The following is a 24,887-nucleotide window of genomic DNA, read 5'->3' on the forward strand; positions in this document are numbered from 1 at the left end:
GGTTTTTTTATGCCGCTGGGATGTTGATACAATAGAATAGGATGCAGAAAAACATCGACGCACTTCCGCCGAGAACAAAGCTGTGCCAAATCGCATGATGATAAGGGATTTTACGCCAAATATAAAAGATGGTTCCGACCGAATACAATAAACCGCCTAATAGCAATAAGCCGAATCCTGCTCCCGTTAATTGAATGTAGAGAGGCTTGATGGCGATGATAATCATCCAGCCCATTAATAAATAAACGAGGGTGGATACAACGATAAACCGTTTGACGAAAAAGATTTTAAAGACAATACCACCTGCAGCAAGAGCCCATACAATCGCAAGTAGAGTGTAGCCGAGTGCGCCTTTTAATGGTCCAAGTAAAAAGGGTGTATATGTACCAGCAATCAATACATAAATAGCAGAGTGGTCGAGAATCTCAAACACATCTTTTGTTTTTTTGTGCCGAATGCTGTGAAGCAGGGTCGAGTTTAAATAAAGCAGCAGCATGGATGCACCAAATATCGAAAAGCTAATAATGTCTGTGACTGTGCCGTATTGAACAGCGAATAACACGAGAAAAACAATGGCTGGAATGGATAAAATCACTCCAATGCCATGTGTAATGGCGTTTGCAATTTCTTCTTTTACAGTAAACAATAGATTTCCTCCTTTATTGAACCGGTATATAACCATCAAGCGACTTCAGGAATGAAAGACCTTCAAGTGTAATCTTCGTTCCAGCCCTGCCTTTTCCTTTCGTCACGTATGCTTTTTTCTCAAGATCATCTAATCGGCTCCTTACCTGCTGAGGGGTCAGCGGAATGTCACCTTGTTTGCTTAATTCAGACAAGATTCGTCTGCTTGCTGCTTCTCCTTTTTCATTCAGTGATTTAATGGCTTCAAGTAAGAAAACAAATTCTTGTTTCTCCATAAGCGTGAGCTTGTGCTCTTCTTTTTTCCCTTTTCCAGTCGCCGCGTGTTGAGGTAATAACACAAAAGGCGGTAAGTGGTGTAAGAAAACCGTTTGCCCCTCGAGAATCGCTGCAGCGTAATGAACCATATTTTTGAGCTCTTGAACATTGCCTTCAAATGGATACTGCTGCAAGGTTTCCCAAACACTTGTATCAATGTCAGGCTGTATGCCCAGCTCTTTGAAAAAGGAAGTAGTTAAAGCAGGTATATCTGTTTTCCGATCTGCTAAAGATGGAATGGACAGATGGAGAACGTTGAGACGATAAAATAGCTCAGGTAAAAAAGTAGATGAAACCCTCAGTGCCTCTAATGATAAAGACGAAGAAGCGATGATTTTGGTTACAGGTGAAGTTTCGAGAAAACGAATGAGCTGGTGCTGCATAGGAATACTTAATGCGCCAATTTCGTCTAAATAAAGAACTTGATTTTTCTTTTGAGTGAATGCTTTCTGTAAGGTCTCTTCATCCAAGGTCGGGCAATAAATATGTGTCAGCGAAGCGCGAGGAACAGATGCGTTTGCCATTTCTTGGGCAAATAATGTTTTGCCTGTTCCAATTTCTCCCGTTATTAAGACAGGCTGCTCGTTTTGCGTAAAATGTTTTGCCAAATGAATGGCGTGCTTCATATCTTGGTGCTCTCCATATATAGAAGTAAACGAACGTGAGGTCATAGGGTGGTTCCTTTCTTTATGGTTCTAATTGGTTTAATTATAACACCCAATAAGAACAAATGTATAGAAAAACGAAAAAGTTCACGAAATTTATGTTTGATCCAAGATCTATCGGTTTATTTTTTGAATATTCATGTTATAATGACAAATTAAATAAGGTTAAAGAGAAAGGATCTTGTACATGAAACCGTTGCTCAAAGAAAACACGCTAATTCAAGTGAAAGACATCTTAAAAGCCCATCAAAATTTGAAGGATGTAGTGATTCATACACCGCTTCAAAAAAATGAGCGACTTTCTGAACGATATGAATGTAATGTCTACTTAAAAAGAGAGGATCTTCAAGTAGTTCGTTCCTTTAAATTAAGAGGCGCTTTTAATAAAATGAGCCAGTTGCCAAAAAATAAACTAGAAAATGGCATTGTCTGTGCAAGTGCTGGAAATCACGCGCAAGGTGTTGCTTATTCTTGTAAATATTTAGGTATCCACGGGAAAATCTTTATGCCGGCTACGACGCCAAGACAAAAAGTATCTCAAGTGGAGCTTTTCGGAAAAGAATATGTTGAAATTATCTTAACCGGAGATACGTTTGATGATTCCTATCATGAAGCGGTAAAATGCGGAGATAAGGAAAAGCGCGAATTTATCCATCCGTTTGATGATTTGGATGTGATGGCAGGACAAGGAACAACTGCTGTAGAAATATTAAATGATATCGAAGTGGAGCCTCACTTTTTATTTGCAAGCGTCGGAGGTGGCGGTCTGCTATCTGGCGTTGGCACATATATCAAAAACATTTCACCAGAAACCGAAATCATTGCTGTCGAGCCGCTTGGCGCAGCTTCACTGCATGCTTCCCATGAGAAGGGGGAGGTCGTGACACTTGATTCGATTGATAAGTTTGTAGACGGGGCAGCGGTTCAGCGGATTGGTGAAAAGACGTTTACGTCCCTTCAGTCCGTTGTCGATAAAATTAGTCTTGTACCAGAAGGGAAAGTGTGTACAACCATTTTAGAGCTGTATAATCAATGTGCGATTGTAGCAGAGCCAGCAGGCGCCTTGCCGATTGCGGCATTAGAGGCGCATCGCGAGGAGATTAAAGGCAAAAATGTCGTCTGTATTGTCAGCGGGGGAAATAATGACATTGGCAGAATGCAAGAAATCAAAGAACGCTCAATGATTTATGAAGGGCTTCAACATTACTTTATCGTCAATTTTCCGCAAAGAGCAGGAGCTCTCAGGGAATTTTTAGATGAAGTGTTAGGGCCAAATGATGATATCTCACGCTTTGAATATACGAAAAAGAATAACCGAAGCAAAGGTCCAGCACTTGTTGGCATCGAATTGAAAGAAAGAGATGACTATGCGGCGCTGATTGAGCGGATGAATAAAAAAGGCTTCCACTATGTTGAAGTGAATAAAGATCAAGATTTATTCCACCTATTTATTTAGGCTTAACAGATCATTGGAAAAGAGGATTGATCGTTTGTGCTGCTCAAAACAATATGTTTTAGACGGATGGATGGAGCTCAGATCAAGGTAACAGAAATCCCTGTTCTAAAGGGGGATGAGACGTATTGTTTCATGCTCACCTTTAGACTTGAAGCTTTCTTGAAAAAAGTCTATGTATCTAAAGGAAAGAGAGATGTGTACTCTTTCAGGGAGTACGTGAAACGTAACGTCAAGTGGAGCACATATGAACAGATCTATCAGCAGCCAACACTGAAACACAATGCGTAAATAGAAATCTTTGTCAAAAGGAGTGAGCGGTCGTTTTAAAAGGACGGCTGCTCAGTTGGCAAGGATTTTTTTCATGAAAAGAAGAAAATGTGACAAATTCAAAAACGTTAGGGCAGTTGTTTTCAAGAATACAGGAAATAAGGTAATATCATAAGTAAAGACTAAGACAGCAAGGATGAGACGATAGTGAAACAAATTAAAATTGTAACAGATTCAACTGTAGATCTTCCGCAAGAGAAAATCAATGATCTTTCAATTCACGTGATTCCGCTCAATATCTCCATTTCTGGAGTTAATTATATTGATCGGGTGAATTTGCAGCCTGATGAATTTATTCATAAAATGGAGGCCGCTGAGGAATTGCCGAAAACGTCTCAACCTGCAATCGGTCAATTCGTCGAATTATATGAAAAGCTGACGGCAGATGGAAGCGAAGTCATTAGTATTCATTTAACCGGTGGAATGAGTGGTACTGTCCAAACGGCTGAAAGCGCTTCGGAAATGGTGGATGGAAACATCACGGTGATTGATTCAAACTTTATCTCCTATGGATTAGGGTTTCAAGTCATCAAAGCAGCAGAACTTGCAAAAAAGGGTGCAAGCCGTGAAGACATCATCAAAGAAGTGGTGAAAATCCGCCATAAAACAAAGCTATATGTCACAATTGATACATTAGAAAATCTCGTGAAAGGTGGAAGGGTTGGAAGAGGAAAGGCGCTGATCGGCTCACTTCTTCACATCAAACCAATTGCCAGCTTAACAGATGGAGTATACACGCCAGAAGCGAATGTGAGAAGCTACTCCGCTCTTGTCCGCTATCTGACAAAACAGTATGTACAGGCGGTGAAAGGAAAAACCGTTCAGGCAATTGGGATTGCGCACGCAGATGCATTAGAGCTTGCAGAAAAACTCAAATCAGCGCTGCTCGATCACACACCTGATGCACTTGTTGATATTGCCTACACAACACCGGTTATTTCCTGCCATACTGGAAAGGGAGCAATAGGCTTTACTTTTTATACCGATTGATTGAAAAAGGGGATGGGCATATCATGTATAGAAAAAGGGGAGCCTTGCTTGGTGCGCTTATGATGATAAGCGTGCTTCTTTTAGTATCGTGTTCAAATGGACAAATCAAGGATGCGTTAAATTATCAAATACAGCCGTTTGAGTATCAAAACCAAAATGGTCAAAAGGTGTCACTGGATGATTTGAAGGGGAAAGTATGGGTTGCAGATTTTATTTTCACAAGCTGTGAAACGATCTGTCCGCCTATGACTGCTCATATGACAGAGCTGCAAAAACGGTTAAAAGAAGAAAAATTGGATGCGCATATCATTTCCTTTAGCGTTGACCCAGAGGTGGACTCACCGAAAAAGCTAAAGGAATTTGCCAAAGCATATCCATTGTCCTTTAAAAATTGGGATTTCCTCACTGGTTACTCGCAGTCAGCAATTGAAAAATTCGCCATGAAGAGCTTTAAAACCATTGTGAAAAAACCTGAAGATGAAGACCAAGTCATTCATCAATCACTGTTCTTCCTTGTTGATCAAGAAGGGAAAGTGATGAAAAATTATGATGGCGTACAAAATACACCATATGATGAAATCATCAAGGACATCAAAACGCTTAACCGAAGCTAGCATAAGGATGTTCAAATGAGCGAAAACATGATACACTTTTTTAATCAGAAAAAGGAGGGACATCATCGTTTGAAGGCTCGTTTGATTTTGATTGTGATGTCTCTAGCTTTTGTTCTTTCTGCATGTTCTGCTCAAGAGGCTGGCATAAAGGATAAACTAGAAGACACACAGAACGTAAAAGAACATATTACCATCGCAGCGGTTGGAGATTCCTTAACAGAAGGAATCGGAGATCAAAATAAAAAGGGATATGCAGGCATCACCCGTGACAAGATAGAAGCGGTGGACGGCGTGCAATCTGTTACATTAAAAAACTATGCCGTTAAAGGCAGTAGAACGGTAGATTTATTAAAGAGATTAAAAGAGAAAAAGGTGCAAGATGGGCTAAAAGACGCTGATTATATTTTCTTTACGATCGGCGGAAATGACTTAATGCATGTCGTCCGTCAAAATGTACTCAATTTGACTTTTGCTCCTTTTCAAAAAGAGCAAGGTCCTTTTGAGGAGCGATTTAAAACCATTCTTGCTCAACTGAGAGAACATAATAACCACGCGAAGATCATGTATGTCAGTATGTATAATCCCTTTAAGTTCAGTCTGACTGAGCTAAGAGATATCGATGAAGTCGTCAAAGACTGGAATGCCGTCGCCAAAAAAGAACTGAAAAAAGACGGCAACGCTGATATGATCAATGTGGCCGATTTATTTGAAGAAGATTCTGATGAAAAATTACTGGCAGATGATGATTTCCACCCAAACCAAAAGGGGTACTCTCTTATGGCAAATCGTTTATTCTCAGAAGTGAAAAAAGAAGGACTGCCGAAGGAATAGGGTGAAAATATGAAAAAATGGAAAAGCTTATTTTTTATTTTACTTGCAATCAATCTACTGATTGTTCTTGCCTGCGGCATTTTGATGCTGCTGCCAGGCGGTCAATCCGCTTCAAAAAAAGTTGCGAAAAGCGAATATGCCTTTAACATTTCTAGCTCAAAAGAATCGCTGACCAGCTTTGTAAATGATTATCTAAAAAATCAAGGATCAAGCGATATGCCTGACTTTCATGTTGCGATTGATCAAGATGTGAAAGTAACAGGCGCGATTAAAGCCTTCTCTTCAACCATTGATGCAAACGTGTCATTTACGCCAACTGTTGAAGATAATGGAGATGTGCTACTGAAAGTGGATGACTTTTCAATTGGACAATTGAGCATTCCGATTAGTTTTGTTTTAAGCTACATGGGTCAGTTTTATGAACTGCCAGAATTCGTTCATGTGAAACCAGACCAAAAAACGGTTGAAGTACGTCTTTCAGAAATGCCACTGACGAATGATATGTATGTCAAAGCGAACAAAATTGATCTTGAGAACGATGAAATCGAATTCTCATATTACCATCCAAAGCAATAGAACGTGCTAGTCAGGAGTGAAATCATGAAGCGAGTCTATCAATATTTCAGTTTACTGTCGCTTTTATTTGCTGCGTACTTTGGCATTACGGCTGCCACTGATTTAAAAGCAGAAAATATCGATCAGTTTTACTTAAATATTGCCTATTGTGCATTATTTTTAGGCATCATGATTCTTGCTTTTGATTTTCAAAAGCAGGAAAAAGCTGAAGATGTCTCGTAAAGAGCCTTTTCCATTTGGAAAGGCTCTTTTTATATTTGGCGAGACAAGGCCACCTTCGCCATGAGCTCGGGCTCTCCGTTTGCAAAACCATGAAGCAAAATAATGTATGCGCGCTTTGTTTGCAGGTGAACTTTTGGGATATCAAGCAGTACACTTTGTGTACCGGAGGCTTTCAGTTCAAAATGATACTTATTCGGAGAGAAATGGTGAGTTTGGGTGCTGCTCACATAACCAAGCTCCTTTGAAAACATTCCTTGATCCCGTTCATATAAATCAATGGGAGGGAGGTCAGGAGACAGCTGGACAAATGTTAGTGCTGATAGGTCATCTTGCTTGATAAGAGAATCTTGATGCTCTTTTAGCAATGCAAAGCCTGTTCGAGCCCCTGTGATACAAAGTGTGTAAGTCTCGTCTCCTTTGATCATGTTGCGAGAATAAAGAACCCTTTCTTTTGTAGCCGGCTTGAATACTTCTATCTCATAAACACCCTCATCCCACTCCATATAAGCTGTCAGCTGGCCATAAGGCATCGTTTCCACGACCTGCTGCCGATTCACAAATACAGCAAGCTCACTTAGGTCTGGTGCAGCGTGAAAGAGTCGAATAACGGCTTTTTGAGAAGTATTTCTTTGATGGTATTGGTAGACGGTAGCTGATGGACGATATGGAAAGTCATTCATATCATAGAGCTGCTGCATGTCATCAACCCTTCTTTCTCATATGATGGTGTTTTTTGTAGCGTATGCACGAAAGGGACGATCTGTATAGGCAAAAGAAACATAGAAAAAAGCCTGACGGAAAACGTCAGGCCTTCATGTTAAGAAGGAGAAGAATATTGATCATATTCAGCCAACTTAATGAATGTTTTTTCATCCTCAATTAAACCGCAAACGCCGCACTGGACTTTGATTTGAGGTCCTTGATATCTCATGTGAAAAGGAGAAAGCTGATCTCCTTCGTATGTTTCGACAACTGCTCCAGTCGCCGGATCAAGCTTCACAGGTTCTGAAAGCTGCTCGATCAGATTAAAGCGCGTTCTATTGGTTTTACAGTTTGGACAAAGGTAAGGGCTTGTCATGGTTCATCCACCTCTTTTTATCCGTAGCATGTCCTGAGCGCTAAAATCTATGCTTAATCCTTTTGACTTTTATCCAGCTTTTTGAATAATTTGATCATCGTTTTGAGTTCTTCATCATCAAATGATTCAAATCGTTCCATAAAGTATTCTGTTTTCTTTTTCTCAAAATGCTCAGTAATTTCCTTACCCTTATCGGTTAAGTGGATTTTGATGATGCGGCGATCCTCTTTTGAGCGGATACGAGTGATCCAGCCTTTTTCTACAAGTGTGTCGGTCACTGCTGTAATATGGCTTGCTGACACCCCAAGAATCGAAGCGAATTCCGTTACTTTTTTTGCACCGTGCTCACGGAGTAGATTTAAAATGAGAAATTCATTCCGAGATAATTCGTTATCCAGCAGGCTGTTAATTTCATAACGTATCTGCTTAAATACGGTTCTCAGTAAAGTATCCATTTCATACATCATTTGTTTTCTTTGTTCCAATCATTAAACCCCCATTATATTTTAAGATACGACAGAATGCTTTCTTTCATTTTAGGTACACAAGTCGTATCATTTTCATTATTTTTTATCATGTTATAATATGATGATACCATTTTTTAAATGAAGGGGGCACTAATATGTCTGAAAAACAAGAATTAGCCACATTTGCTGGAGGCTGTTTCTGGTGTATGGTTAAACCTTTTGATGAACAGCCAGGCATTATCAAAGTTGAATCAGGGTATACTGGCGGACATACAGTGAATCCGACCTATGAGGAAGTATGTACAAATACAACGGGACATAGAGAAGCGGTTCAAATCACATTTGATCCTGACGTTTTCCCGTATGAGAAACTATTAGAACTGTATTGGCAGCAAATAGACCCAACAGATGATGGAGGGCAATTTGGTGATAGAGGAGAGTCTTACCGTACAGGTATTTATGTTCATCATGAGGAGCAGCGAAAGCTTGCAGAAGCTTCGAAAGAGCAGCTGAGTCAAAGCGGGATCTTCCAAAAGCCAATCGTCACAGAAATTTTAGAGGCTGGTCCTTTTTATCCTGCAGAGGAATATCATCAGCATTATTATAAAAAGAACAACATGCACTACGAACGATATCATGTCGGTTCGGGTAGAGCGGGTTTTATTCAATCCCATTGGAGTGATAAATAATGGCAAATGAAAAAGAGCAACGGATCAAAGAATTAAACCGGATGCAGTACGAGGTCACGCAAAATAATGGCACTGAGCCGCCATTTCAAAATGAATTTTGGGACCACAAAGAAGAAGGCATTTATGTGGATATCATTTCAGGCAAGCCATTGTTTTCTTCTTTCGATAAGTTTGATGCCCATTGCGGCTGGCCAAGTTTTACAAAACCGATTGAAGGCGAGGAAGTAGAGGAGAAGGTTGATACGAGTCATGGTATGGTTCGGACAGAGGTTCGCAGCAAAACAGCTGATTCTCATCTTGGTCATGTTTTTCCTGATGGACCAGGACCAAATGGTCTCCGGTATTGTATTAACTCAGCCGCTTTGAAGTTTATCCCAAAGGATGATCTGGAAAAAGAGGGCTACGGCCATTTGACACATCTATTTGAATAATTCATGTAAAAAAATCGTCACATGGAAAGCATCTGCTTCCGTGTGACGATTTTTTATTTTTTATGATGCGTGTGATGTAATTGTTCGATGATATGGAATAGCTTCGCTTTTGTAATGAGCGGTGCTTCATTTGACGTGTAATTGGTCAAATCGACTTTTTGAAAGGCAGGGTGCAGATGTGGTCTCGGTAAGATCGCATAAAATTGTTCATGCTCAAACAGTGCATCTGCCTCATGTGGGAATGTGAGCTCCTCGTGAAGTTTTTCTCCAGGTCTTTTACCAATAACGAGAATATCTGGTGCTGCAACGTTCATTTGACCAGCATATTCATGAAACGCTTTTAATAGATCTGCAAGCTGTAATGACTCCATCTTGAGAATGAAGGTTTCGCCGCCTTTCATCATGATGGCTGCCTCAAGTGTAAGGGATACAGCCTCTTCAATGGACATAAAAAAACGTGTCATGGCAGGATCTGTCACGGTCAAAGGTTTCTCGTTTAACAGCTGCTGGAGCATGATCGGAATGACGGAGCCTCTTGATCCAAGCACATTGCCAAAGCGTACAGAGCAAAACATTGTTTTTTGATTGGGAATACTTTCGTTTGCTTGGAAAAATAGTTTTTCTGAAATCAATTTTGTTGCACCCATGGCATTCGTCGGGGCCACTGCCTTGTCGGTTGAAATGTTGACAACATGACTGACTTCGTGTTCGATTGCTGCTTCAATGACATGCTGCCCGCCGATGATATTGGTTTGAACCGCCTCAAACGGATTATCTTCACAAGTGGGTACTTGTTTTAAGGCTGCTGCATGAAAGATGATATCAACACCTTTGACAAGCTGTCTCACGCGGCTGGCATCGCGCACATCACCAAGAGCAAATACGACCTCTGGATGCTCTGCATACTCATTTTTCATCATGTATTGTTTGCTGTCATCTTTGCTGAATACAATGACTTTCTTTGGAGAACATGCTGTTAATTTTTTGACAATTTGCCGGCCGATTGAACCCGTACCGCCTGTGACTAAAATCGTTTTGTCACGAAAAAAGGTCTTCAAACTCATTTCTATCTGTTTGAACATATCTAATCCCCCAACTATCATTTCTCTACTTTGCATCATATGTGAAAGAGTGGCAGACGTTTGAGGAAAAGAACCACTTCATGCATAAATTAGGTGAACAAATTATAACCATCTGCTTGATGTTTTAATAGAATATGGAGAGATAAAAGAAAAAGTAGAAAAAGCGAGAGACCTGAACACTTCAGTACTGCGATCAGCTCAATCATGGGTAAGCATTTTCGCAGGACATTGAGCTGCGGGCGAGGGGAGAAGAGAATATATGTATAGGGGAAATCGTATTTTAGCCATGATACCAGCTTTTGGCTGCCAGCAAGATCATCATGGTGAACACATTCGCATATTGGCGAAGCGGCCGCTCATCTATTGGACCATTCAGCCGCTATTACAAATGGTTGAGTTAGATGAAATCATCGTATCCTCAGAGGATGTGAATACACAAATCATTTCGTCCCACTATGGAGCAAATGTCATTGAACTTCCAAGTACACATGTGACTGAACAAACACCCTCATTACTAGCTGTGAAACACGCGCTTGCTTATTTAGAACGAGAGGGGAAGACATTTGATATTGTCCTGTATCTGCATCCGTCGTCTCCTCTTAGACAGCCGGCAGATATTGAGAGCTGCTTGGAGCTTCTAGTAGAAGGGAGCTATGACTGTACCGCTTCTTTTACAGAGGCGCTAGAAAACCCAAACGAAACATGGACACTGCATGAAAGCAATGAAGCCACTTTATATAAGGACAATCATTATTTTTTCATTCCAAAGCAGGGGCATCCTCATACGTATGGCCGTTTAAATGGCGCTGTTTATGCTTTTTATGCTCATTATGCAAAAGAATGCATCCATTCCTTTTTAGAAGGATCAGTTGGAGCGTATATGATGGATCACAAGCAATCGCTTGTTGTGAAAAGTGAGGCAGATAGGAAAGAGGCAGAGAAAGTATTATTGGCTCGCCTGGATGCGGAAGGGACACCATAAAATTGATTTCAACAAGAAAAGCGCCCAGTCATAGGGCGCTTTTTACTATCTCATATAACCTGTATGGTAGCGTGTCAAATGTATTCCAGTGAACGACTTGCTCGTAATTATTCAGCGCAATCGCCTTTCTTTTTTCAACATTTGATACATAGTATTCGGTCTGCTCAATCAAATCGTCTTCATGTGTGTAAAAAGCGAAGCTTGAAAAAGGATCTGGCGGATTCATATCCGTCAATTGAAAGCTTCCACTTGCAGCGATATCAAACGCTCTGTTGTTGAGGCTCATATTTTGAATCAATGCTTTGTTTCGGTTATAGACGAATTGAGCTGGTCTGTGCGGATTAAGGACAATGGCTGATTGTTGATACATTTCCGCCATTTGCTTAGGGCTCAGCCAGTTGGTCACAAGTGTTAAATCACGATACCGTCTACGTGACTTATTCAAATGCCGATGCCATTCCTTGCCTGCAACGAGAATACGCCATTTGTGCTGGTGTAAGAGTGCATCGATGGCTTTGATGCGGTTTGGATAAGGGTAACCAACGAGTGCAATGTCATAGGTGAATGTCTCAGCTTGCGGCATTTTTTTCTGAAATATACGTGTATTGGTTGGAATGGGAAAGTAGTGCACGTGGTCAACACCTAATTGTTTGTAAAAAGGCAGTACGCCTTCGTCAATGGTTAAAATCATTTGTGCATCCTGTGTACAGGTAGCAGACACATCTGTATAAAAAGGATCTTCTGTCATCCATAGAATGATGGGGATCTTTTCTTGTTTGAACTGATGAAGTACTTCTTTAGGAACATGATCACCGATCATCATGAAAGCAAAATCCGGAGAAAATGTCCGGATTTTGTGCATGTGCTCAAGTAGAGATTCTCTTTCTATCTTCAAATATGAAAAGGATGAATCAATGAAGCTTTCTTCTATCCATTGATCAAAAGTTCGGTAGATTCCGCCGTAGCCAGAGCTGATATAAAGAAGCTTCATGTTGACCCTCTCACATTAAGATGTGAACGTAACACTTTCAACTTTATCTACATCTAATAGAGTCGTTGAAGAGCCTGCAGGTGTCACAGAGCTTTCTTGTGTGACGAACACAACACCTGTTGAAGCATCGAATGATACAAATTGAACTGGGCCTATTAGGTCTCCTGAGTCAGTGACAATGCTAATGACTGTTCCTGGTGCAAGTCTTGCAAAAATCCATCTTGCTGGTTGAGATACATCGAGTGTTGTAGCAGAATCTGAAGGTGATGCCTCAGATGCTACTTCACTAAATAAATTGTTTAATTTTTCTTCCACTTGTACTCCTCCTTCTTCGAGATTGACTGTTAACGCATGACTAAGCGGTCTGAAAAACAGTTTCAATAGTTCTTTTTTTAATTCGGCACGCTTGTCGCTCATTTTCTCCCCATCCTTCCTTCATCACTTCAAACACACCACTATGTATATGCCGTTCACTTTTTTTTGTATAAGCAGAATGCTCATTCCTTGTTCTTTTTTCAGTTCATCACTTCACACATTTTTAAAAATGTTTTCAAATGCTGAGGCTAAATGAAGCGATTCTCATACTCTAGTAAAGATTACATGAGAAGAGAGAGGGATTTTAAATGGGATTTGAACAATTATTAAATGGTTGGAACGAAGAATTACTAGAAGCAGAAGGAGTACTTGAAGTCATTTTGATTTTATTTCTTCTTCATCTTTTAGAGGAAAGTGAGAAAGAAAGTGCGTCAGAAATCAAAGAATTGCTTCGTCCATGGCTTGAGCTTGGCATTCCACTGCCTCGTGTTCATTTGGTCAATGGAGATGTGCTCCAAAACGTGGTTGTCGTGCAATTGTTTGATTCAGTAGCGGTTTTTAAAAATGCGACAAATCAGCTAAGAGTAAGTGTTCCTTATGTGAACATTGTCAGCTGGGGGGCTTTTTAATCTAACGAAAAAGGATAATGATCATGAAAGTATCGGTGATTTTAACAAGCTACAATAAACCTGATTTCATTGATCGTGTGCTAAAGAGTATGGTGGAACAAACGTATCAAAACTGGGAGCTTTTGATTATGGATGATGGCTCAGAGCCAGAAACAACGAAAAAGATTCAGCCCTTTTTAGACGATAAACGCATTCATCTGTATCCGCACATGGTTCATCCTGCAAAACGGCTTGAAACCGTACGTTATGCGACGCTTATTAATGAAGCTTTAACACGCATAACAGGTGAGCTGATTTGTTATTTAACAGATGATACAATGTACCGTAAAGATCGTTTGCAGAAAATGGTGGATGTTTTTCAATCGAAGCCTCATATAGATATTGTTTATTCCTCGCAGCGTGTCGTTCATGTTGATAAGCATCTAGTGGAAACCATGAGCTTCGTTCGGGAAGCAGATCAAATGTTAGAGCATGCGTCCTTTCAAGTCGACCATTGTTCGGTCATGCACAGAAGGCGCTTGCTTCCGCTTATTTATGAGAAATACGGGCAATATTGGGACGATGACCCGAAACATTGGCATCATGCAGACTCTGTTTTTTGGATGAGGTTGAATTATTTTGCAGCGTTTTTTCCATTAAAAGATGTGCTTGATACAACGTATAAAACACCTCAATCCTTTCATCACATGTTTTCAAGTATGCCGTATGATTTAATTGATGGAACTGTGATTGAAAGAGAAGGGGCTTATTGTCAGATCGCCCACGGAAATCTTCATGGAATCGATAGGTGTTGGGTGAATGAAAAGAAAAGGCGTGCAATTCGTATTCCTTTGTTATGTGCGATGAAATATGAGATGAATGAGATGCTGGCAGTGCCAAATTATACAGTGGTCAGCGCAGATAATGGAAGGACGTTTTATTATATTGAAGATCAGAAAAAAAGACGTTTTGCTTCAAAGCGTGATATGCAATATTTTCAGTTTCATCCAAAGGAGATTTACACCATTTCAAATGATCTGCTTCAGACGTTTGATGATGGGGAAATCATTCAAGCATTTCCTGTATTCAGCCCGCCAAATCGTCGGCTCTTTAAATGGGAACAAGATGTCTATTTACTTATGCATGATACCTTTTGCCGTATTGTTCCTGAGGTAATGAAGTTATTTGCGTTTAATCATCAACCAATCAGGCTATTTCCTTCCCAATTTACGTTGTTTCAAGAAGGGAAGCCAATTGTGCCACTGTATATGGAATCGCTACATGAATTCGATATGTCTCTTTATCAAACATCAGGGCGGAAGCATTCCTCATAAGAGGGATGCTTTTTTTAAGCAATAGATGAAAAAAGCAGGAGATTGATAGGAAAAAGCGAAACGTGAAAAGGATAGGGGAAACCAACTGAGCACGAACAAGCCGCTGAAAATTGGGCAATAGATGCCGATTTTCCGGCACTGAAAGTGAGGGGGAAAGAATGGGGAAGGTTGTCGAAAGAGCGGATTGGTTTGAATTAATTTTAGAAGCCATCGATGAAGCCATTCATGTTGTAGATGATCAAGGGGTGACGATCTTTTATAATCACAATGCCGCTAAATTTGACTGTTTACAAAAAGAAGAGGTGATTGGCAAGTATATCCTTGATGTGTATCCATCATTAACTGAAAAAACAAGTACGCTCATGCATGTACTTAGAACTGGGAATCCCATTTATCATTCTTTACAAACGTATTTGAATAAAAATGGAGAAAAAATTGAAACGGTCAACACCACATTGCCCATTATTGAAGATAGCAAGTTAATAGGCGCAGTGGAAGTAGCAAAAGATGTATCAAAGCTGTCGGCGCTTTCGAATCGTTTAGATCAAAAAAAACGAACGAATGGTGTTTCTGAGACAGACCAAATGCATGATTTTTCTTCATTTTTAACAAATGATCCGCTTTTAAAAGAGATGCTTGAGAAAGCAAAAAAAGCAGCTGCTTATCCTTCGTCTGTTGTCGTCTACGGGGAAACAGGGACAGGAAAAGAAGTGCTGGTACAAGCCATTGTCCATGAATCTGATCGAAAAGACCAGGTGTTCATCCCGCAAAACTGTGCAGCGCTTCCAGAATCATTACTTGAGAGTTTATTGTTCGGATCTGTCAAAGGAAGCTATACGGGCGCAATTGATCGCAAGGGGCTTTTTGAATTAGCAGATGGGGGCACACTTTTTCTTGATGAGCTGCAAGCAATGCCGCTCACGCTACAAACAAAATTATTACGTGTGTTAGAGGATGGCGTTGTGCGCCGCATCGGTGATGCAAAGGCCATTAAAGTGGATGTCAGAGTTATTACTGCGCTTAATATAGACCCATTTGAAGCAGTGAAGAAGCAAATTTTAAGAGAAGACTTATTCTATAGACTGCATGTGTCATCTTTCCATATTCCGCCGCTTCGAGCGAGAAAGCAAGATATCAAGCTGCTATCCCGCCATTTCATTCAAACCTATCATCACCAGTTTTCTAAAAATGTCACCCGCCTATCTGAAGAAACGACACAATTGTTTATGGCGCATCACTGGCCAGGGAACGTCAGAGAATTAAAACATACCATTGAGCATGCTGTTTTGATGATGCCAAAGGAAGCGGAAGACATCACCCCGGCATATCTTCCTGCTCATTTACGGGCGCAGAAGAGAGAAAACAAACCGCCGCAGTCCTCATTAAAAAGTCAGGTTACTTCATTTGAACAAACATTGATTCAAGAAGCTTTAAGTAAACATAACGGGAATATTAAGCAAACCGCCGCAGCCTTAAAGATCCCTCGACAAACGCTGCAATATAAACTGAAGAAATATGAAGATGCCGAAATGTAGGCACTTTAATGATTGAAACTTGCAGGAAAAAGCTCCTTTTGTAAACAATAGGGGCATTTTCCCATGTTGGCACATAACTTGCATAGTATAAAGTGAATGCTGATAGGGGGAATGGATATGAATCAGAAACTGTATGAACCAACGCGTCATTGGAAGGACATTGAACTTTGGAAAGATGTCCCTGAGGAAAAGTGGAACGACTGGATTTGGCAGTTGACGCATACCGTTAAAACGCTTGATGATTTAGAAAAAATCGTGAACTTAACAGAAGAGGAAAAAGAAGGAGTGAAGATTTCCACCAAAACCATTCCACTCAACATTACACCCTACTATGCCTCACTGATGAATCCAGACGATCCAAGATGTCCGATACGCATGCAATCTGTGCCAATTGCAGAGGAGCTTCATAAAACAAAATATGATTTGGAAGACCCGCTTCATGAAGATGAGGATTCACCCGTCCCGGGTTTAACGCACCGATATCCAGATCGTGTGCTGTTTCTTGTGACAAATCAGTGCTCCATGTACTGCCGCTATTGTACGAGAAGGCGTTTTTCCGGCCAGATCGGCATGGGCGTGCCTAAAAAGCAATTAGATGCTGCGATTGGATATATTAGAGAAACACCTGAAGTGCGAGATGTTTTAATTTCAGGCGGAGATGGGCTCTTAATCAATGATCAAGTGCTCGAATACATTTTGAAAAACTTACGAGACATTCCGCACGTTGAGATCATTCGGATTGGTACCCGTGCGCCGGTTGTCTTTCCACAAAGAATTACAGATGAACTGTGTGAGATTTTGAAAAAATATCATCCAGTTTGGCTGAATACTCATTTCAATACAAGTATTGAAATCACAAAAGAAGCAAAGGAAGCGTGTGAACGACTTGTCAATGCCGGTGTCCCTGTAGGTAATCAGGCTGTGATCCTAGCGGGTATTAACGACAGTGTCCCGATTATGAAGAAGCTGATGCATGATCTGGTGAAGATTCGCGTTAGACCGTATTATATTTATCAATGTGATTTATCTGAGGGCATTGGTCACTTTAGAACACCAGTCTCAAAAGGACTTGAAATCATTGAAGGCTTAAGAGGTCATACGAGCGGTTATGCAGTGCCAAGCTTTGTTGTAGATGCCCCAGGAGGCGGAGGAAAAATCGCTTTACAGCCAAATTATTTATTATCGCAAAGCCCTGAGAAAGTCGTCCTTCGTAACTTTGAAGGCGTCATCACATCGTATCCAGAGCCAGAGCATTACGTCGCAGGCCAGGCAGATGCGTATTTTAATGAAGTTTATGAAGAGAAACAAGAACCGGCAATTGGTGTCACTGCTCTATTTCAAGATGAAGCAAGATCGTTTACGCCTGAAAATTTAAGCCGGATGAAACGAAGAGAATTATATGAGACAAATCCTGAGCATGATACGCTCAAAAACAAACGTGAAAAACGGGATCAATTAAAAGAGAAGAAATATCAGGCGCAGCTCAAAAAAGAAGAAACAGTAAAGGAGGAGAAATAACCTTGTTGACATGTGATTGGTGTGAGGAAAACAAAGCAAATGCGGAGCAGACAACAGTTTATTGGGAGCTGATCACTGGCACACAATCCATTGAAATTATCGACACGCCGTCCATTTCTTGTATGCATTGCGGAATGACATATCAAAAGGATGAAACGGTAAAAGAGATAGAGGATCAATTAATTTTAGTGGACCAAACAAAACTTCCAGAAAAAATTTCATATGAAGAATTAATGAGCATGGAGCGGTTATTAAAGCGAAATTACTTTGATTTTTCATCATAAGTTGTACCTCCGCCTATACAAGTCATCAAATTCCTGTATAATATAACAACAAAATAGAGTGTCGCGGAGGGAAAAACAGGTGAAGTCGTTTTACCATTATTTAATGAAGTACAGACATCCAAAACCGAAAGATGAAATCAGTCATTTTGCAAATGCTGCTTATGAAGATCACAGCTTTCCTAAAGCTTCCACTGATTATCATGAGCTATGTGCCTATTTAGAATTGAATGGCGATTATTTACACTCGATGACTACATTTGACGAAGCGTTTGAACAATACGAAGTAGAAGTCAAAAAAAAATAACTCACATATAACCGCTTGTTCCTGATGGAAGAAGCGGTTTTTTGATGGAGAAATAAAATGGCGTTTTGCATGGTGTGGTTGCCCATGCAGAATTCCTTGCGCCGGCATACGATACGTTAAGACCAAAAGTCGGGCAAGGGGGAGACAGAATGAAGGCGAAAGCACCAAAATATCAAGTAGGGGATATTGTCGTCGTTGTCATGTACGGCACAGTCGGAACGATTACAAAAGTCCATCAAATTGACCAGCACTATTTGTATGAGGTCAATCATAATGAGGTGCTTTATTTTGAAACATCACTCCTGCTTTACGATGAGTACGACGGAGTGATTGTGGATACAGAAAAGCTGGACATTGAATATGAGTTCCTCATTGGCGATGTCGTATATGTAAAAGATTACGGAAAAGAGCTATTTAAAATCATTGGTCATCGGACTGAAATTTGGCGCTACCTTGAAGATGGCTGGGAAGATGTGATTTACGAACTCACGAGGCTAAAGGACGGAGAGTGGCTGGAAACAGAGGAAGAAGACTTAACGCTTGTCCTAAGGAAATATGAGATGGACCAGTTTGTCCATCAGCTTCTTTTTGTGCATTACGTGGGAGAAACCTCAAAAGAAAAAGAGGAAGACATGGTACAAACGGCTCTATTACAGTTGGAAGAGAAGCAAGAAAGCGAAGCATCACTAGAATTCCTCGCTGTGTCTATAGTGGATGAGCTTCTTGATATTTATAATGATTATAAAATTCTCTACGAATTTTTCGAAGATCCAGAATATAAGGATATGATGGATTTTATTTTGGAAAGTTTAAACGAGCATTTTGGTTAAAGAAAGACTTGTCCTAAAACGAATAAAAAATAAGGTACACATAAAAATACAATCACATAAAACCATCCCCTCAAGATACGGCCCATCACCTGATCAAACGTTTCTCCATCTAAAATGCTTAACCATTTCATTGCCTCAAGCCCCTTTTCTTTTCGTTTACTGCATTTATATGTATGGAATGAGCCATTATGACAAACTGTAATAAAAAACAGGCAGCGTTCATACATCATAAAAAAGGAGGCGGAAAGCAATGAAAGAAGCAGATTTGGTGATTGATACAGAGGAAATTGCGGAATTCTTCTACATGGAGCTGGTCAAAAGAGGGTACATACCGACTGAGCTAGAAACGTTTGAGCTGGCTGATATTACATTTGAATATATGCTGAGAAAAACAATGATAGTTGAAGAAGAGGCGTGGTAGGCACTATACTTTGAAGAGATTCTGAGGAAAGAGGGAGGGGAATTCTTTCACGTGTATATCCTATTTCTTTTCATTTTATTTGGCGCCATCGCTGCGCTCATGGTATCTGGTGTATGTCAGACATTGGACAACCAGATCATCCTGTGGTTTGAGAACATCAGGCTCCCTTTTATAAATGATGTCATGCTGGCTGTGACGGACTTTGGCATCAGCGCGCTGCTAGTACCAATCATGCTCATCTTTAGTGTGGTACTACTGGTGTATAAGCGTTACTACTCTATCATGCTGCTTTTTCTATTATATCTCACAGAAAAAACAATCAATCACGAACTAAAGGGGCTGTTTGCTAGAGAGCGTCCGGCCTTTGATCATCTTGTCAATGAAACCTATTACAGCTTTCCGAGTGGTCATTCGATGAATGCAGCGACGATTTATCCTTTTATCGCATATCTATTAGTTGAGATGATTCCATGGCTAAAAGAAAGACAAAAAACCGTCTATCTGATCACAGGGCTATGCGTGTTTGTGATTGGTATCAGCCGGATGTATATCGGCGTCCATTATTTGACAGATGTTATAGCAGGCTTTGCGATAGGACTAGCTTTATTTCTTCTATGTAAAAAGATTGACGAAAAATTGTCCGGCATTCGACAAAAATAGAAGAAGGAAATTGATAGATCCCAGCCAATTTTATATAAAAGGGGAGGGATTTGAATGCAATTGACGTTGAGATTTTTTCAAAAGAAACCTTCAGCATATCACTTAACCATTTATCAGACACCTGAATATGGTGCAGTAAGCGGGCATCAGCCTGTGTACAGGACAAAGATTGGCGGCAGAACACACCTTGATGTTCTGGAAAAAGCATTCTCGACATTTAATGTACATGATACAGTCCCTAATGATTACAATGCGCGGTTTATCACAACAGGGGATATCGTTGTGATTGATGATAGGAAAAAGGGGAAGTGCTATTATCAGCTCTTTCCGGCCGGATGGAAACGCAGTGAACGACTGATGACGATGAGTTAAATAGATGATCTAGGATACCAGCTCTGAGATCCAGCTGGTATTTTCTTTTTTGGCCTCAATCGTTTATAATAAATAGGACAAAACACATGTTAAACGTAAGTGGAGGCTAAAAAATGAGTGTACATATTGGAGCAGAAAAAGGACAAATTGCAGAAACGGTATTGCTGCCAGGCGATCCGCTTCGTGCGAAATATATTGCAGATACATATTTAGAAGATGTCGAGTGCTATAACGAAGTGCGCGGAATGTATGGTTTTACTGGAACCTATAAAGGAAAGCGCGTTTCTGTACAAGGCACTGGAATGGGCGTACCATCTATTTCGATTTATGTGAATGAACTCATTCAAAGCTATGATGTTCAAAACTTAATCCGCGTTGGGTCTTGCGGAGCGATCAAAAAGGATGTCAATGTGCGCGATGTCATTTTAGCCCAAACATCTTCAACAGATTCACAAATGAACCGTGTGGCATTTGGACCAATTGATTACGCGCCTTGCGCTGATTTTGGTCTACTCAAGAAAGCCTACGACACAGCAGAAGCAAAAAATGTGGCCGTTCGTGTCGGAAATGTATTTACAGCAGACCAATTTTACAATGAAAAACCACTTGAGCTTATGGATCAATACGGTATTCTAGCGATTGAAATGGAGACAACAGCTCTTTATACGCTTGCTGCAAAATTTGGTAGAAAAGCGTTATCGATTCTGACAGTAAGTGATCATGTTCTGACAGGAGAAGAAACAACTGCTGAAGAACGTCAAACGACTTTTGACGAAATGATCTTAATTGCACTAGATTCAGTTTTATAATAGTATAAAGGGTGTGCTACGATGTAGCGCATCTTTATTTTTTTAGTAGAGCAAAAGGAAGGTATGTCATGAAGAAAAGCTATAAAATACTCTCAATCGCATCGATTCTTGGTTTGACAGCCGCACTATCAGGCTGCCAGTTGCTGGATCAAAAAAGCGGTACATCTGAATCAAGCAAAACTAACGAACAAAAAAACACAACAAGTTCAACATCCCAGCAAAACTCAAATGATACGGCAGATTCATCTAATCAAGAGCTGACGTTAAAGAGTGAATATTTCAATGACATCAAGGTTGTCAGTGGACTGAAAACCATTCAAAATCCTGCAAATGTGCTAGCACTTGTCAACAAAGAATACGCATTACCAGGAACCTATAAACCTTCTGATCTCGTTGTACCAAAAGTAGAATTCTCTTTTTCAGAGGATATTGAAAAACGATATATTCGTAAAGAAGCAGCGGAAGCACTTGAGAAGTTATTCAAAGGCGCGAAAAAGGAAAACTTCGAACTGGCTGCAGTATCTGGCTATCGCTCCTATGACCGTCAAAAAGTCATTTTTGATAGTGAGGTCAAATTAAAAGGTAAAGAAAAAGCACAAGAAGCAGTCGCTTTACCAGGCGAAAGTGAACATCAAACAGGTTTAGCCATGGACATTTCCTCAAAAAGTGCCGGCTTTGAGATCTCTGAAAAGTTTGGTGAGACACCTGATGGCAAATGGGTGGCTAAAAACGCCTATCAATATGGCTTTATCATCCGTTATCCAAAAGGAAAAGAAGACATTACGAAATACGAATATGAGCCGTGGCATTTGCGCTATGTTGGAAAAGAAGCAGCCAAAGCAATGCATGATCACGATTTAACATTTGAAGAATACATGAACAAAGTAAAGAAAATCTAAACAAGTAAAAGGCCTCCCAGCTATTCGGGAGGCCTTCTTTTATTCTTCTTTTAAAAAAAGAACAATCCTGCTAATGCGAAGCCGGTAATGAAACCGAGTCCGATGCCATAAGCTGCACCCCAGCCATAATATCCTCCCCAATAGCCAAAGCCAAAGCCCCCGCGAGACCCGCCAACTGGACGAATATAAACTTTGCGGTTTGTCACACGCTCAATGCGTCCGACATGTACTCTGCCATTACGATCAGTGATTCTAGCGACTTTCCCCATGTGCTGCTGACAAAGCTTGTGATAGCGCTCCATGTTTTTCCTCCTTATGACAAACTCTTTTCACTCTTATCCTATGCGAGAGACTTCATAGAGTTTGGACAAAACATATAGGAGATTCGCTCATTTTATACAGTACATTCAAATAGAATGTGACTTAGATGGTCCTGGTGCGCTTGAATGAGGTCATAGTGTGTTTGCAGCGTATCGTAAAGAGAAGACGGTATTTGTTCAGATAATTCCATTTCTGTAGGCTCCTCCTGTACCATGTGCTCATCGAATGAGAGAATTCGAATGTCACGGAAACCTGCCGCTATTAGCTGCTCTTTCCATTCTTCAAGCGAAAAGAGGGAGTGGAAGCCATAAAAATCTCGAACGACTGCCAGCTCTTCCTGTGTCAGAGGTGCTTTTAACACAGCTTCATTTGCGATCAATTGACTTCCAGGGGTAAGCACCCGTTTAATCTCAGCAAGTGCAGCAGGTAATTCGGTGAAACTTAAAACAGATTCACTGATCAGTAGAGAGAAAGATGCATCTGGAAATGGCAGGTGTTCAATGGATGCTTGCAAGGCACGGATCGGCAGGTCTTCTCGCTCGAATCGAAGGTTGGCCTTTTCAATCATCAAAGGGTGCGTATCAATCGCCTCCACCTGATAACCTACATTTCCTAAATACGCAGCCGTTTGTCCTGTACCGCATCCGGCATCCAGTATACGCGCATCAGGCGTTGGTTTTATATGCTCAATCATCGTTTTCGTTAACTCAATTCCACCAGGATGAGCACTTGATACGCCAAAATAGGCAAGCATTTCTACATAATCACTCATGAAATCCCTTCTTTCCTTATCATGTTCCTCTCTAAAGATTATGCAATGCAGGGTCAAATGGCTTATCTTTTCAAATAGAAGTTTGATCCTTTGGTTGACGGATGGAGAATCGTCCTTGATAATAATGAAAGGAGATAAAGGTGGTGTTTTTTTGAAAAAACAATTCAAGTTCGTAATAGCCATTCTGGTGACAGCTGCACTTTCCTCAGTGATTACATTTGTGATCACAAAACAAGGTGCTGTCAGTGTCTCAGGAGATGAGAAGTTTAGTAAACTCATGGCTGCTTATACGAAAGTAAAAGATGAGTATTACGAAAAAACGGATGATCAAAAACTAGTAGATGGTGCGATTCAAGGGATGATTGCATCTCTTGATGATCCATACTCTACATATATGGATCAGGAGGAAGCCGAAGGATTTAACAATACCATTTCTTCCTCATTTGAAGGAATCGGTGCACAAGTAGAAGAAAAGGATGGACAAATTTTAATTGTCGCGCCGATTAAAGGCTCTCCTGCTGAAAAAGCTGGTTTGAAACCTCATGATCGTATTTTAAAGGTAGATGGAAAAAGTACAAAAGGCATGTCGGTAAACAAAGCAGTTTCTCTCATCAGAGGCAAAAAAGGAACGGATGTCAAGCTGCATCTCAATCGGCAAGGTGTTGGCAATGTAGATGTGAACATCACAAGAGATACCATTCCGCTTGAAACGGTTTATGCCAAACTAACAAAAGACAAAATAGGAGAAATCCAAATTACGTCCTTTGCTGAAACAACATCTAAAGAGCTAGATAAAGCGATTGATGACCTCGAGAAAAAAGGGGCAAAAGGGTTTGTCATCGACCTGAGAGATAATCCAGGCGGTATTATGACAGAAGCGATTGAAATGAGCAATGACTTTATCGATAAAGGAAAAGTCATTATGCAGGTTGAAGAAAAAGGAAAGAAACAAGTGTACAAGGCTGAAAAAGAACGCAAAGTTCATCAGCCGGCAGTTGTCCTTGTAAACGGCGGCTCAGCCAGCGCTGCTGAAATCATGGCGGCTGCTCTGCACCAATCATCAGGCATTCAAATTGTGGGTGAAAAGACGTTCGGTAAAGGAACTGTTCAGAATGCACAAAGCTATAATGATGGTTCTAGTGTCAAGTTAACCATTGCGAAGTGGCTGACACCGAACGGTTCTTGGATTCACAAAAAAGGAATTGAACCACAGGTAAAAGCATCTCTGCCAAGTTATGCGAAGCTGCCATATTTAAGCCCGAAAAAGACGTATCAGCTGCATGATAATGGTGATGAAGTCAAAGCGGCTCAAAAGATGTTCCAAGCACTTGGCTATAAAGCAAAAGCAAATGGTGAGTATGATCAAGCATTCCAGTCTATCGTCAAAAGCTTCCAAACAGATCATGATCTGAAGGCAGACGGTATTCTCACAGGGGATACAACGACGGTACTCATGACAAACATCCAAGATAAGCTAAAGAAAAATGATACGCAAATGAAAAAAGCAATTGAAGTCTTGAAAAAAGAAATGAAATAAAGAAAAA

34 protein-coding genes are annotated in these 24,887 nt (G+C 40.5%); 23 read left to right on the forward strand and 11 right to left on the reverse strand.

Annotated elements, in window-relative coordinates; all coding sequences use genetic code 11:
• Positions 1-7 precede the first annotated feature (7 nt).
• Together trhA and BA70_RS05235 are read right to left on the reverse strand one after the other, a co-directional pair.
• Positions 8-646, reverse strand: a complete 639-nt coding sequence (trhA, locus tag BA70_RS05230) for a PAQR family membrane homeostasis protein TrhA (RefSeq protein WP_034319116.1) — start codon at positions 644-646, stop codon at positions 8-10.
• Between the two features lie 13 nt (positions 647-659).
• Positions 660-1,631 carry a sigma 54-interacting transcriptional regulator gene (locus BA70_RS05235; protein WP_034319119.1) on the reverse strand — a complete coding sequence of 324 codons (972 nt, stop codon included), beginning with the start codon at positions 1,629-1,631 and terminating at the stop codon, positions 660-662.
• A 181-nt stretch (positions 1,632-1,812) separates the two neighbouring features.
• On the opposite strand from BA70_RS05235, the gene ilvA reads away from it, so the two are divergent.
• The 7 genes from ilvA to ypmT all read left to right on the forward strand — a co-directional run bounded on the left by ilvA (position 1,813) and on the right by ypmT (position 6,641).
• Complete coding sequence (gene ilvA, locus BA70_RS05240; protein ID WP_034319380.1) at positions 1,813-3,081, forward strand: threonine ammonia-lyase IlvA; 1,269 nt, start codon at positions 1,813-1,815, stop codon at positions 3,079-3,081.
• 36 nt (positions 3,082-3,117) lie between these two features.
• Positions 3,118-3,369 carry a YpmP family protein gene (locus tag BA70_RS05245; protein WP_034319122.1) on the forward strand — a complete coding sequence of 84 codons (252 nt, stop codon included), beginning with the start codon at positions 3,118-3,120 and terminating at the stop codon, positions 3,367-3,369.
• 186 nt (positions 3,370-3,555) lie between these two features.
• The gene (locus tag BA70_RS05250) at positions 3,556-4,398 is read left to right on the forward strand and encodes a DegV family protein (RefSeq protein ID WP_034319125.1); all 843 of its coding nucleotides are present in this window, start codon (positions 3,556-3,558) and stop codon (positions 4,396-4,398) included.
• Between the two features lie 23 nt (positions 4,399-4,421).
• Positions 4,422-5,012: an SCO family protein gene (locus BA70_RS05255; RefSeq protein WP_034319383.1), complete on the forward strand. Its 591-nt coding sequence runs from the start codon at positions 4,422-4,424 to the stop codon at positions 5,010-5,012.
• Between the two features lie 69 nt (positions 5,013-5,081).
• Positions 5,082-5,843, forward strand: coding sequence for an SGNH/GDSL hydrolase family protein (locus BA70_RS05260; protein WP_034319386.1), 762 nt, complete (start codon positions 5,082-5,084; stop codon positions 5,841-5,843).
• Positions 5,844-5,852: 9 nt separating this feature from the next.
• Positions 5,853-6,419 (forward strand): YpmS family protein, encoded by a 567-nt coding sequence (locus BA70_RS05265; RefSeq protein WP_034319128.1) that lies wholly within the window; start codon positions 5,853-5,855, stop codon positions 6,417-6,419.
• 24 nt (positions 6,420-6,443) lie between these two features.
• Positions 6,444-6,641, forward strand: coding sequence for a protein YpmT (gene ypmT / locus BA70_RS05270; RefSeq protein ID WP_008358155.1), 198 nt, complete (start codon positions 6,444-6,446; stop codon positions 6,639-6,641).
• Positions 6,642-6,670: 29 nt separating this feature from the next.
• Here ypmT and BA70_RS05275 read toward each other — a convergent pair whose 3' ends face one another.
• The 3 genes from BA70_RS05275 to BA70_RS05285 form a co-directional block, all read right to left on the reverse strand.
• Positions 6,671-7,339, reverse strand: coding sequence for a DUF4397 domain-containing protein (locus BA70_RS05275; RefSeq protein WP_034319132.1), 669 nt, complete (start codon positions 7,337-7,339; stop codon positions 6,671-6,673).
• 119 nt (positions 7,340-7,458) lie between these two features.
• Positions 7,459-7,719 (reverse strand): hypothetical protein, encoded by a 261-nt coding sequence (locus BA70_RS05280; protein WP_034319135.1) that lies wholly within the window; start codon positions 7,717-7,719, stop codon positions 7,459-7,461.
• 53 nt (positions 7,720-7,772) lie between these two features.
• Complete coding sequence (locus BA70_RS05285; protein ID WP_034319138.1) at positions 7,773-8,204, reverse strand: MarR family transcriptional regulator; 432 nt, start codon at positions 8,202-8,204, stop codon at positions 7,773-7,775.
• A 137-nt stretch (positions 8,205-8,341) separates the two neighbouring features.
• On the opposite strand from BA70_RS05285, the gene msrA reads away from it, so the two are divergent.
• Together msrA and msrB are read left to right on the forward strand one after the other, a co-directional pair.
• Positions 8,342-8,875: a peptide-methionine (S)-S-oxide reductase MsrA gene (gene msrA / locus BA70_RS05290; RefSeq protein ID WP_034319141.1), complete on the forward strand. Its 534-nt coding sequence runs from the start codon at positions 8,342-8,344 to the stop codon at positions 8,873-8,875.
• Entirely contained in the window at positions 8,875-9,306 is a 432-nt protein-coding gene (msrB, locus tag BA70_RS05295; protein WP_034319143.1) for a peptide-methionine (R)-S-oxide reductase MsrB, read from the forward strand. Before msrA ends, msrB begins: the two co-directional genes overlap by 1 nt.
• A 53-nt stretch (positions 9,307-9,359) precedes the next feature.
• Here the strand turns inward: msrB and BA70_RS05300 are convergent, their stop codons facing one another.
• The gene (locus BA70_RS05300) at positions 9,360-10,388 is read right to left on the reverse strand and encodes an SDR family NAD(P)-dependent oxidoreductase (protein WP_034319148.1); all 1,029 of its coding nucleotides are present in this window, start codon (positions 10,386-10,388) and stop codon (positions 9,360-9,362) included.
• A 259-nt stretch (positions 10,389-10,647) separates the two neighbouring features.
• Here BA70_RS05300 and BA70_RS05305 point away from each other — a divergent pair, with 259 nt between their 5' ends.
• Positions 10,648-11,370: an acylneuraminate cytidylyltransferase family protein gene (locus tag BA70_RS05305; RefSeq protein ID WP_034319149.1), complete on the forward strand. Its 723-nt coding sequence runs from the start codon at positions 10,648-10,650 to the stop codon at positions 11,368-11,370.
• Positions 11,371-11,398: 28 nt separating this feature from the next.
• Here the strand turns inward: BA70_RS05305 and BA70_RS05310 are convergent, their stop codons facing one another.
• Positions 11,399-12,361, reverse strand: coding sequence for a CgeB family protein (locus tag BA70_RS05310; protein ID WP_034319152.1), 963 nt, complete (start codon positions 12,359-12,361; stop codon positions 11,399-11,401).
• Between the two features lie 15 nt (positions 12,362-12,376).
• Positions 12,377-12,778: a hypothetical protein gene (locus BA70_RS05315; RefSeq protein WP_034319155.1), complete on the reverse strand. Its 402-nt coding sequence runs from the start codon at positions 12,776-12,778 to the stop codon at positions 12,377-12,379.
• Positions 12,779-12,984: 206 nt separating this feature from the next.
• On the opposite strand from BA70_RS05315, the gene cgeC reads away from it, so the two are divergent.
• The 7 genes from cgeC to BA70_RS05350 all read left to right on the forward strand — a co-directional run bounded on the left by cgeC (position 12,985) and on the right by BA70_RS05350 (position 19,089).
• The gene (cgeC, locus tag BA70_RS05320) at positions 12,985-13,305 is read left to right on the forward strand and encodes a spore maturation protein CgeC (RefSeq protein ID WP_034319157.1); all 321 of its coding nucleotides are present in this window, start codon (positions 12,985-12,987) and stop codon (positions 13,303-13,305) included.
• Between the two features lie 17 nt (positions 13,306-13,322).
• The gene (locus BA70_RS05325; protein WP_034319160.1) at positions 13,323-14,618 is read left to right on the forward strand and encodes a glycosyltransferase family A protein; all 1,296 of its coding nucleotides are present in this window, start codon (positions 13,323-13,325) and stop codon (positions 14,616-14,618) included.
• Between the two features lie 158 nt (positions 14,619-14,776).
• Positions 14,777-16,153: a sigma-54 interaction domain-containing protein gene (locus tag BA70_RS05330; RefSeq protein ID WP_034319163.1), complete on the forward strand. Its 1,377-nt coding sequence runs from the start codon at positions 14,777-14,779 to the stop codon at positions 16,151-16,153.
• Positions 16,154-16,270: 117 nt separating this feature from the next.
• Positions 16,271-17,671 (forward strand): lysine 2,3-aminomutase, encoded by a 1,401-nt coding sequence (gene kamA, locus BA70_RS05335; protein ID WP_034319165.1) that lies wholly within the window; start codon positions 16,271-16,273, stop codon positions 17,669-17,671.
• Positions 17,672-17,673: 2 nt separating this feature from the next.
• Entirely contained in the window at positions 17,674-17,955 is a 282-nt protein-coding gene (locus BA70_RS05340) for a YokU family protein (RefSeq protein ID WP_034319172.1), read from the forward strand.
• Positions 17,956-18,034: 79 nt separating this feature from the next.
• Positions 18,035-18,259: a YozE family protein gene (locus BA70_RS05345; RefSeq protein WP_034319175.1), complete on the forward strand. Its 225-nt coding sequence runs from the start codon at positions 18,035-18,037 to the stop codon at positions 18,257-18,259.
• Between the two features lie 149 nt (positions 18,260-18,408).
• Positions 18,409-19,089, forward strand: a complete 681-nt coding sequence (locus BA70_RS05350; RefSeq protein ID WP_034319178.1) for a hypothetical protein — start codon at positions 18,409-18,411, stop codon at positions 19,087-19,089.
• Here BA70_RS05350 and BA70_RS20795 read toward each other — a convergent pair.
• Entirely contained in the window at positions 19,086-19,220 is a 135-nt protein-coding gene (locus BA70_RS20795) for a hypothetical protein (protein ID WP_256498704.1), read from the reverse strand. The two genes, BA70_RS05350 and BA70_RS20795, sit on opposite strands and share 4 nt — an antisense overlap.
• Before the next feature lie 119 nt (positions 19,221-19,339).
• Here BA70_RS20795 and BA70_RS19360 point away from each other — a divergent pair, with 119 nt between their 5' ends.
• The 5 genes from BA70_RS19360 (at position 19,340) to BA70_RS05370 (ending at position 22,250) form a co-directional block, all read left to right on the forward strand.
• Complete coding sequence (locus tag BA70_RS19360) at positions 19,340-19,510, forward strand: YozD family protein (protein ID WP_078061651.1); 171 nt, start codon at positions 19,340-19,342, stop codon at positions 19,508-19,510.
• 51 nt (positions 19,511-19,561) lie between these two features.
• Positions 19,562-20,170 carry a phosphatase PAP2 family protein gene (locus BA70_RS05355; RefSeq protein ID WP_034319180.1) on the forward strand — a complete coding sequence of 203 codons (609 nt, stop codon included), beginning with the start codon at positions 19,562-19,564 and terminating at the stop codon, positions 20,168-20,170.
• 54 nt (positions 20,171-20,224) lie between these two features.
• Positions 20,225-20,542, forward strand: coding sequence for a hypothetical protein (locus BA70_RS05360; protein ID WP_034319182.1), 318 nt, complete (start codon positions 20,225-20,227; stop codon positions 20,540-20,542).
• A 113-nt stretch (positions 20,543-20,655) separates the two neighbouring features.
• Complete coding sequence (deoD, locus tag BA70_RS05365; RefSeq protein ID WP_034319185.1) at positions 20,656-21,351, forward strand: purine-nucleoside phosphorylase; 696 nt, start codon at positions 20,656-20,658, stop codon at positions 21,349-21,351.
• Positions 21,352-21,419: 68 nt separating this feature from the next.
• Complete coding sequence (locus BA70_RS05370) at positions 21,420-22,250, forward strand: M15 family metallopeptidase (protein WP_034319187.1); 831 nt, start codon at positions 21,420-21,422, stop codon at positions 22,248-22,250.
• Positions 22,251-22,300: 50 nt separating this feature from the next.
• Here the strand turns inward: BA70_RS05370 and BA70_RS05375 are convergent, their stop codons facing one another.
• Positions 22,301-22,552 (reverse strand): hypothetical protein, encoded by a 252-nt coding sequence (locus tag BA70_RS05375; protein ID WP_034319189.1) that lies wholly within the window; start codon positions 22,550-22,552, stop codon positions 22,301-22,303.
• Positions 22,553-22,644: 92 nt separating this feature from the next.
• Entirely contained in the window at positions 22,645-23,343 is a 699-nt protein-coding gene (locus tag BA70_RS05380; RefSeq protein WP_034319191.1) for a class I SAM-dependent methyltransferase, read from the reverse strand.
• Between the two features lie 151 nt (positions 23,344-23,494).
• On the opposite strand from BA70_RS05380, the gene BA70_RS05385 reads away from it, so the two are divergent.
• A complete protein-coding gene (locus tag BA70_RS05385) occupies positions 23,495-24,880 on the forward strand; it encodes a S41 family peptidase (RefSeq protein ID WP_034319389.1) in 1,386 nt (461 codons plus the stop codon).
• The last annotated feature ends 7 nt before the right edge of the window (positions 24,881-24,887 follow it).

The sequence above is a fragment of the Bacillus zhangzhouensis genome, assembly GCF_000715205.1.
Classification (GTDB): Bacteria; Bacillota; Bacilli; order Bacillales; family Bacillaceae; genus Bacillus; species Bacillus zhangzhouensis.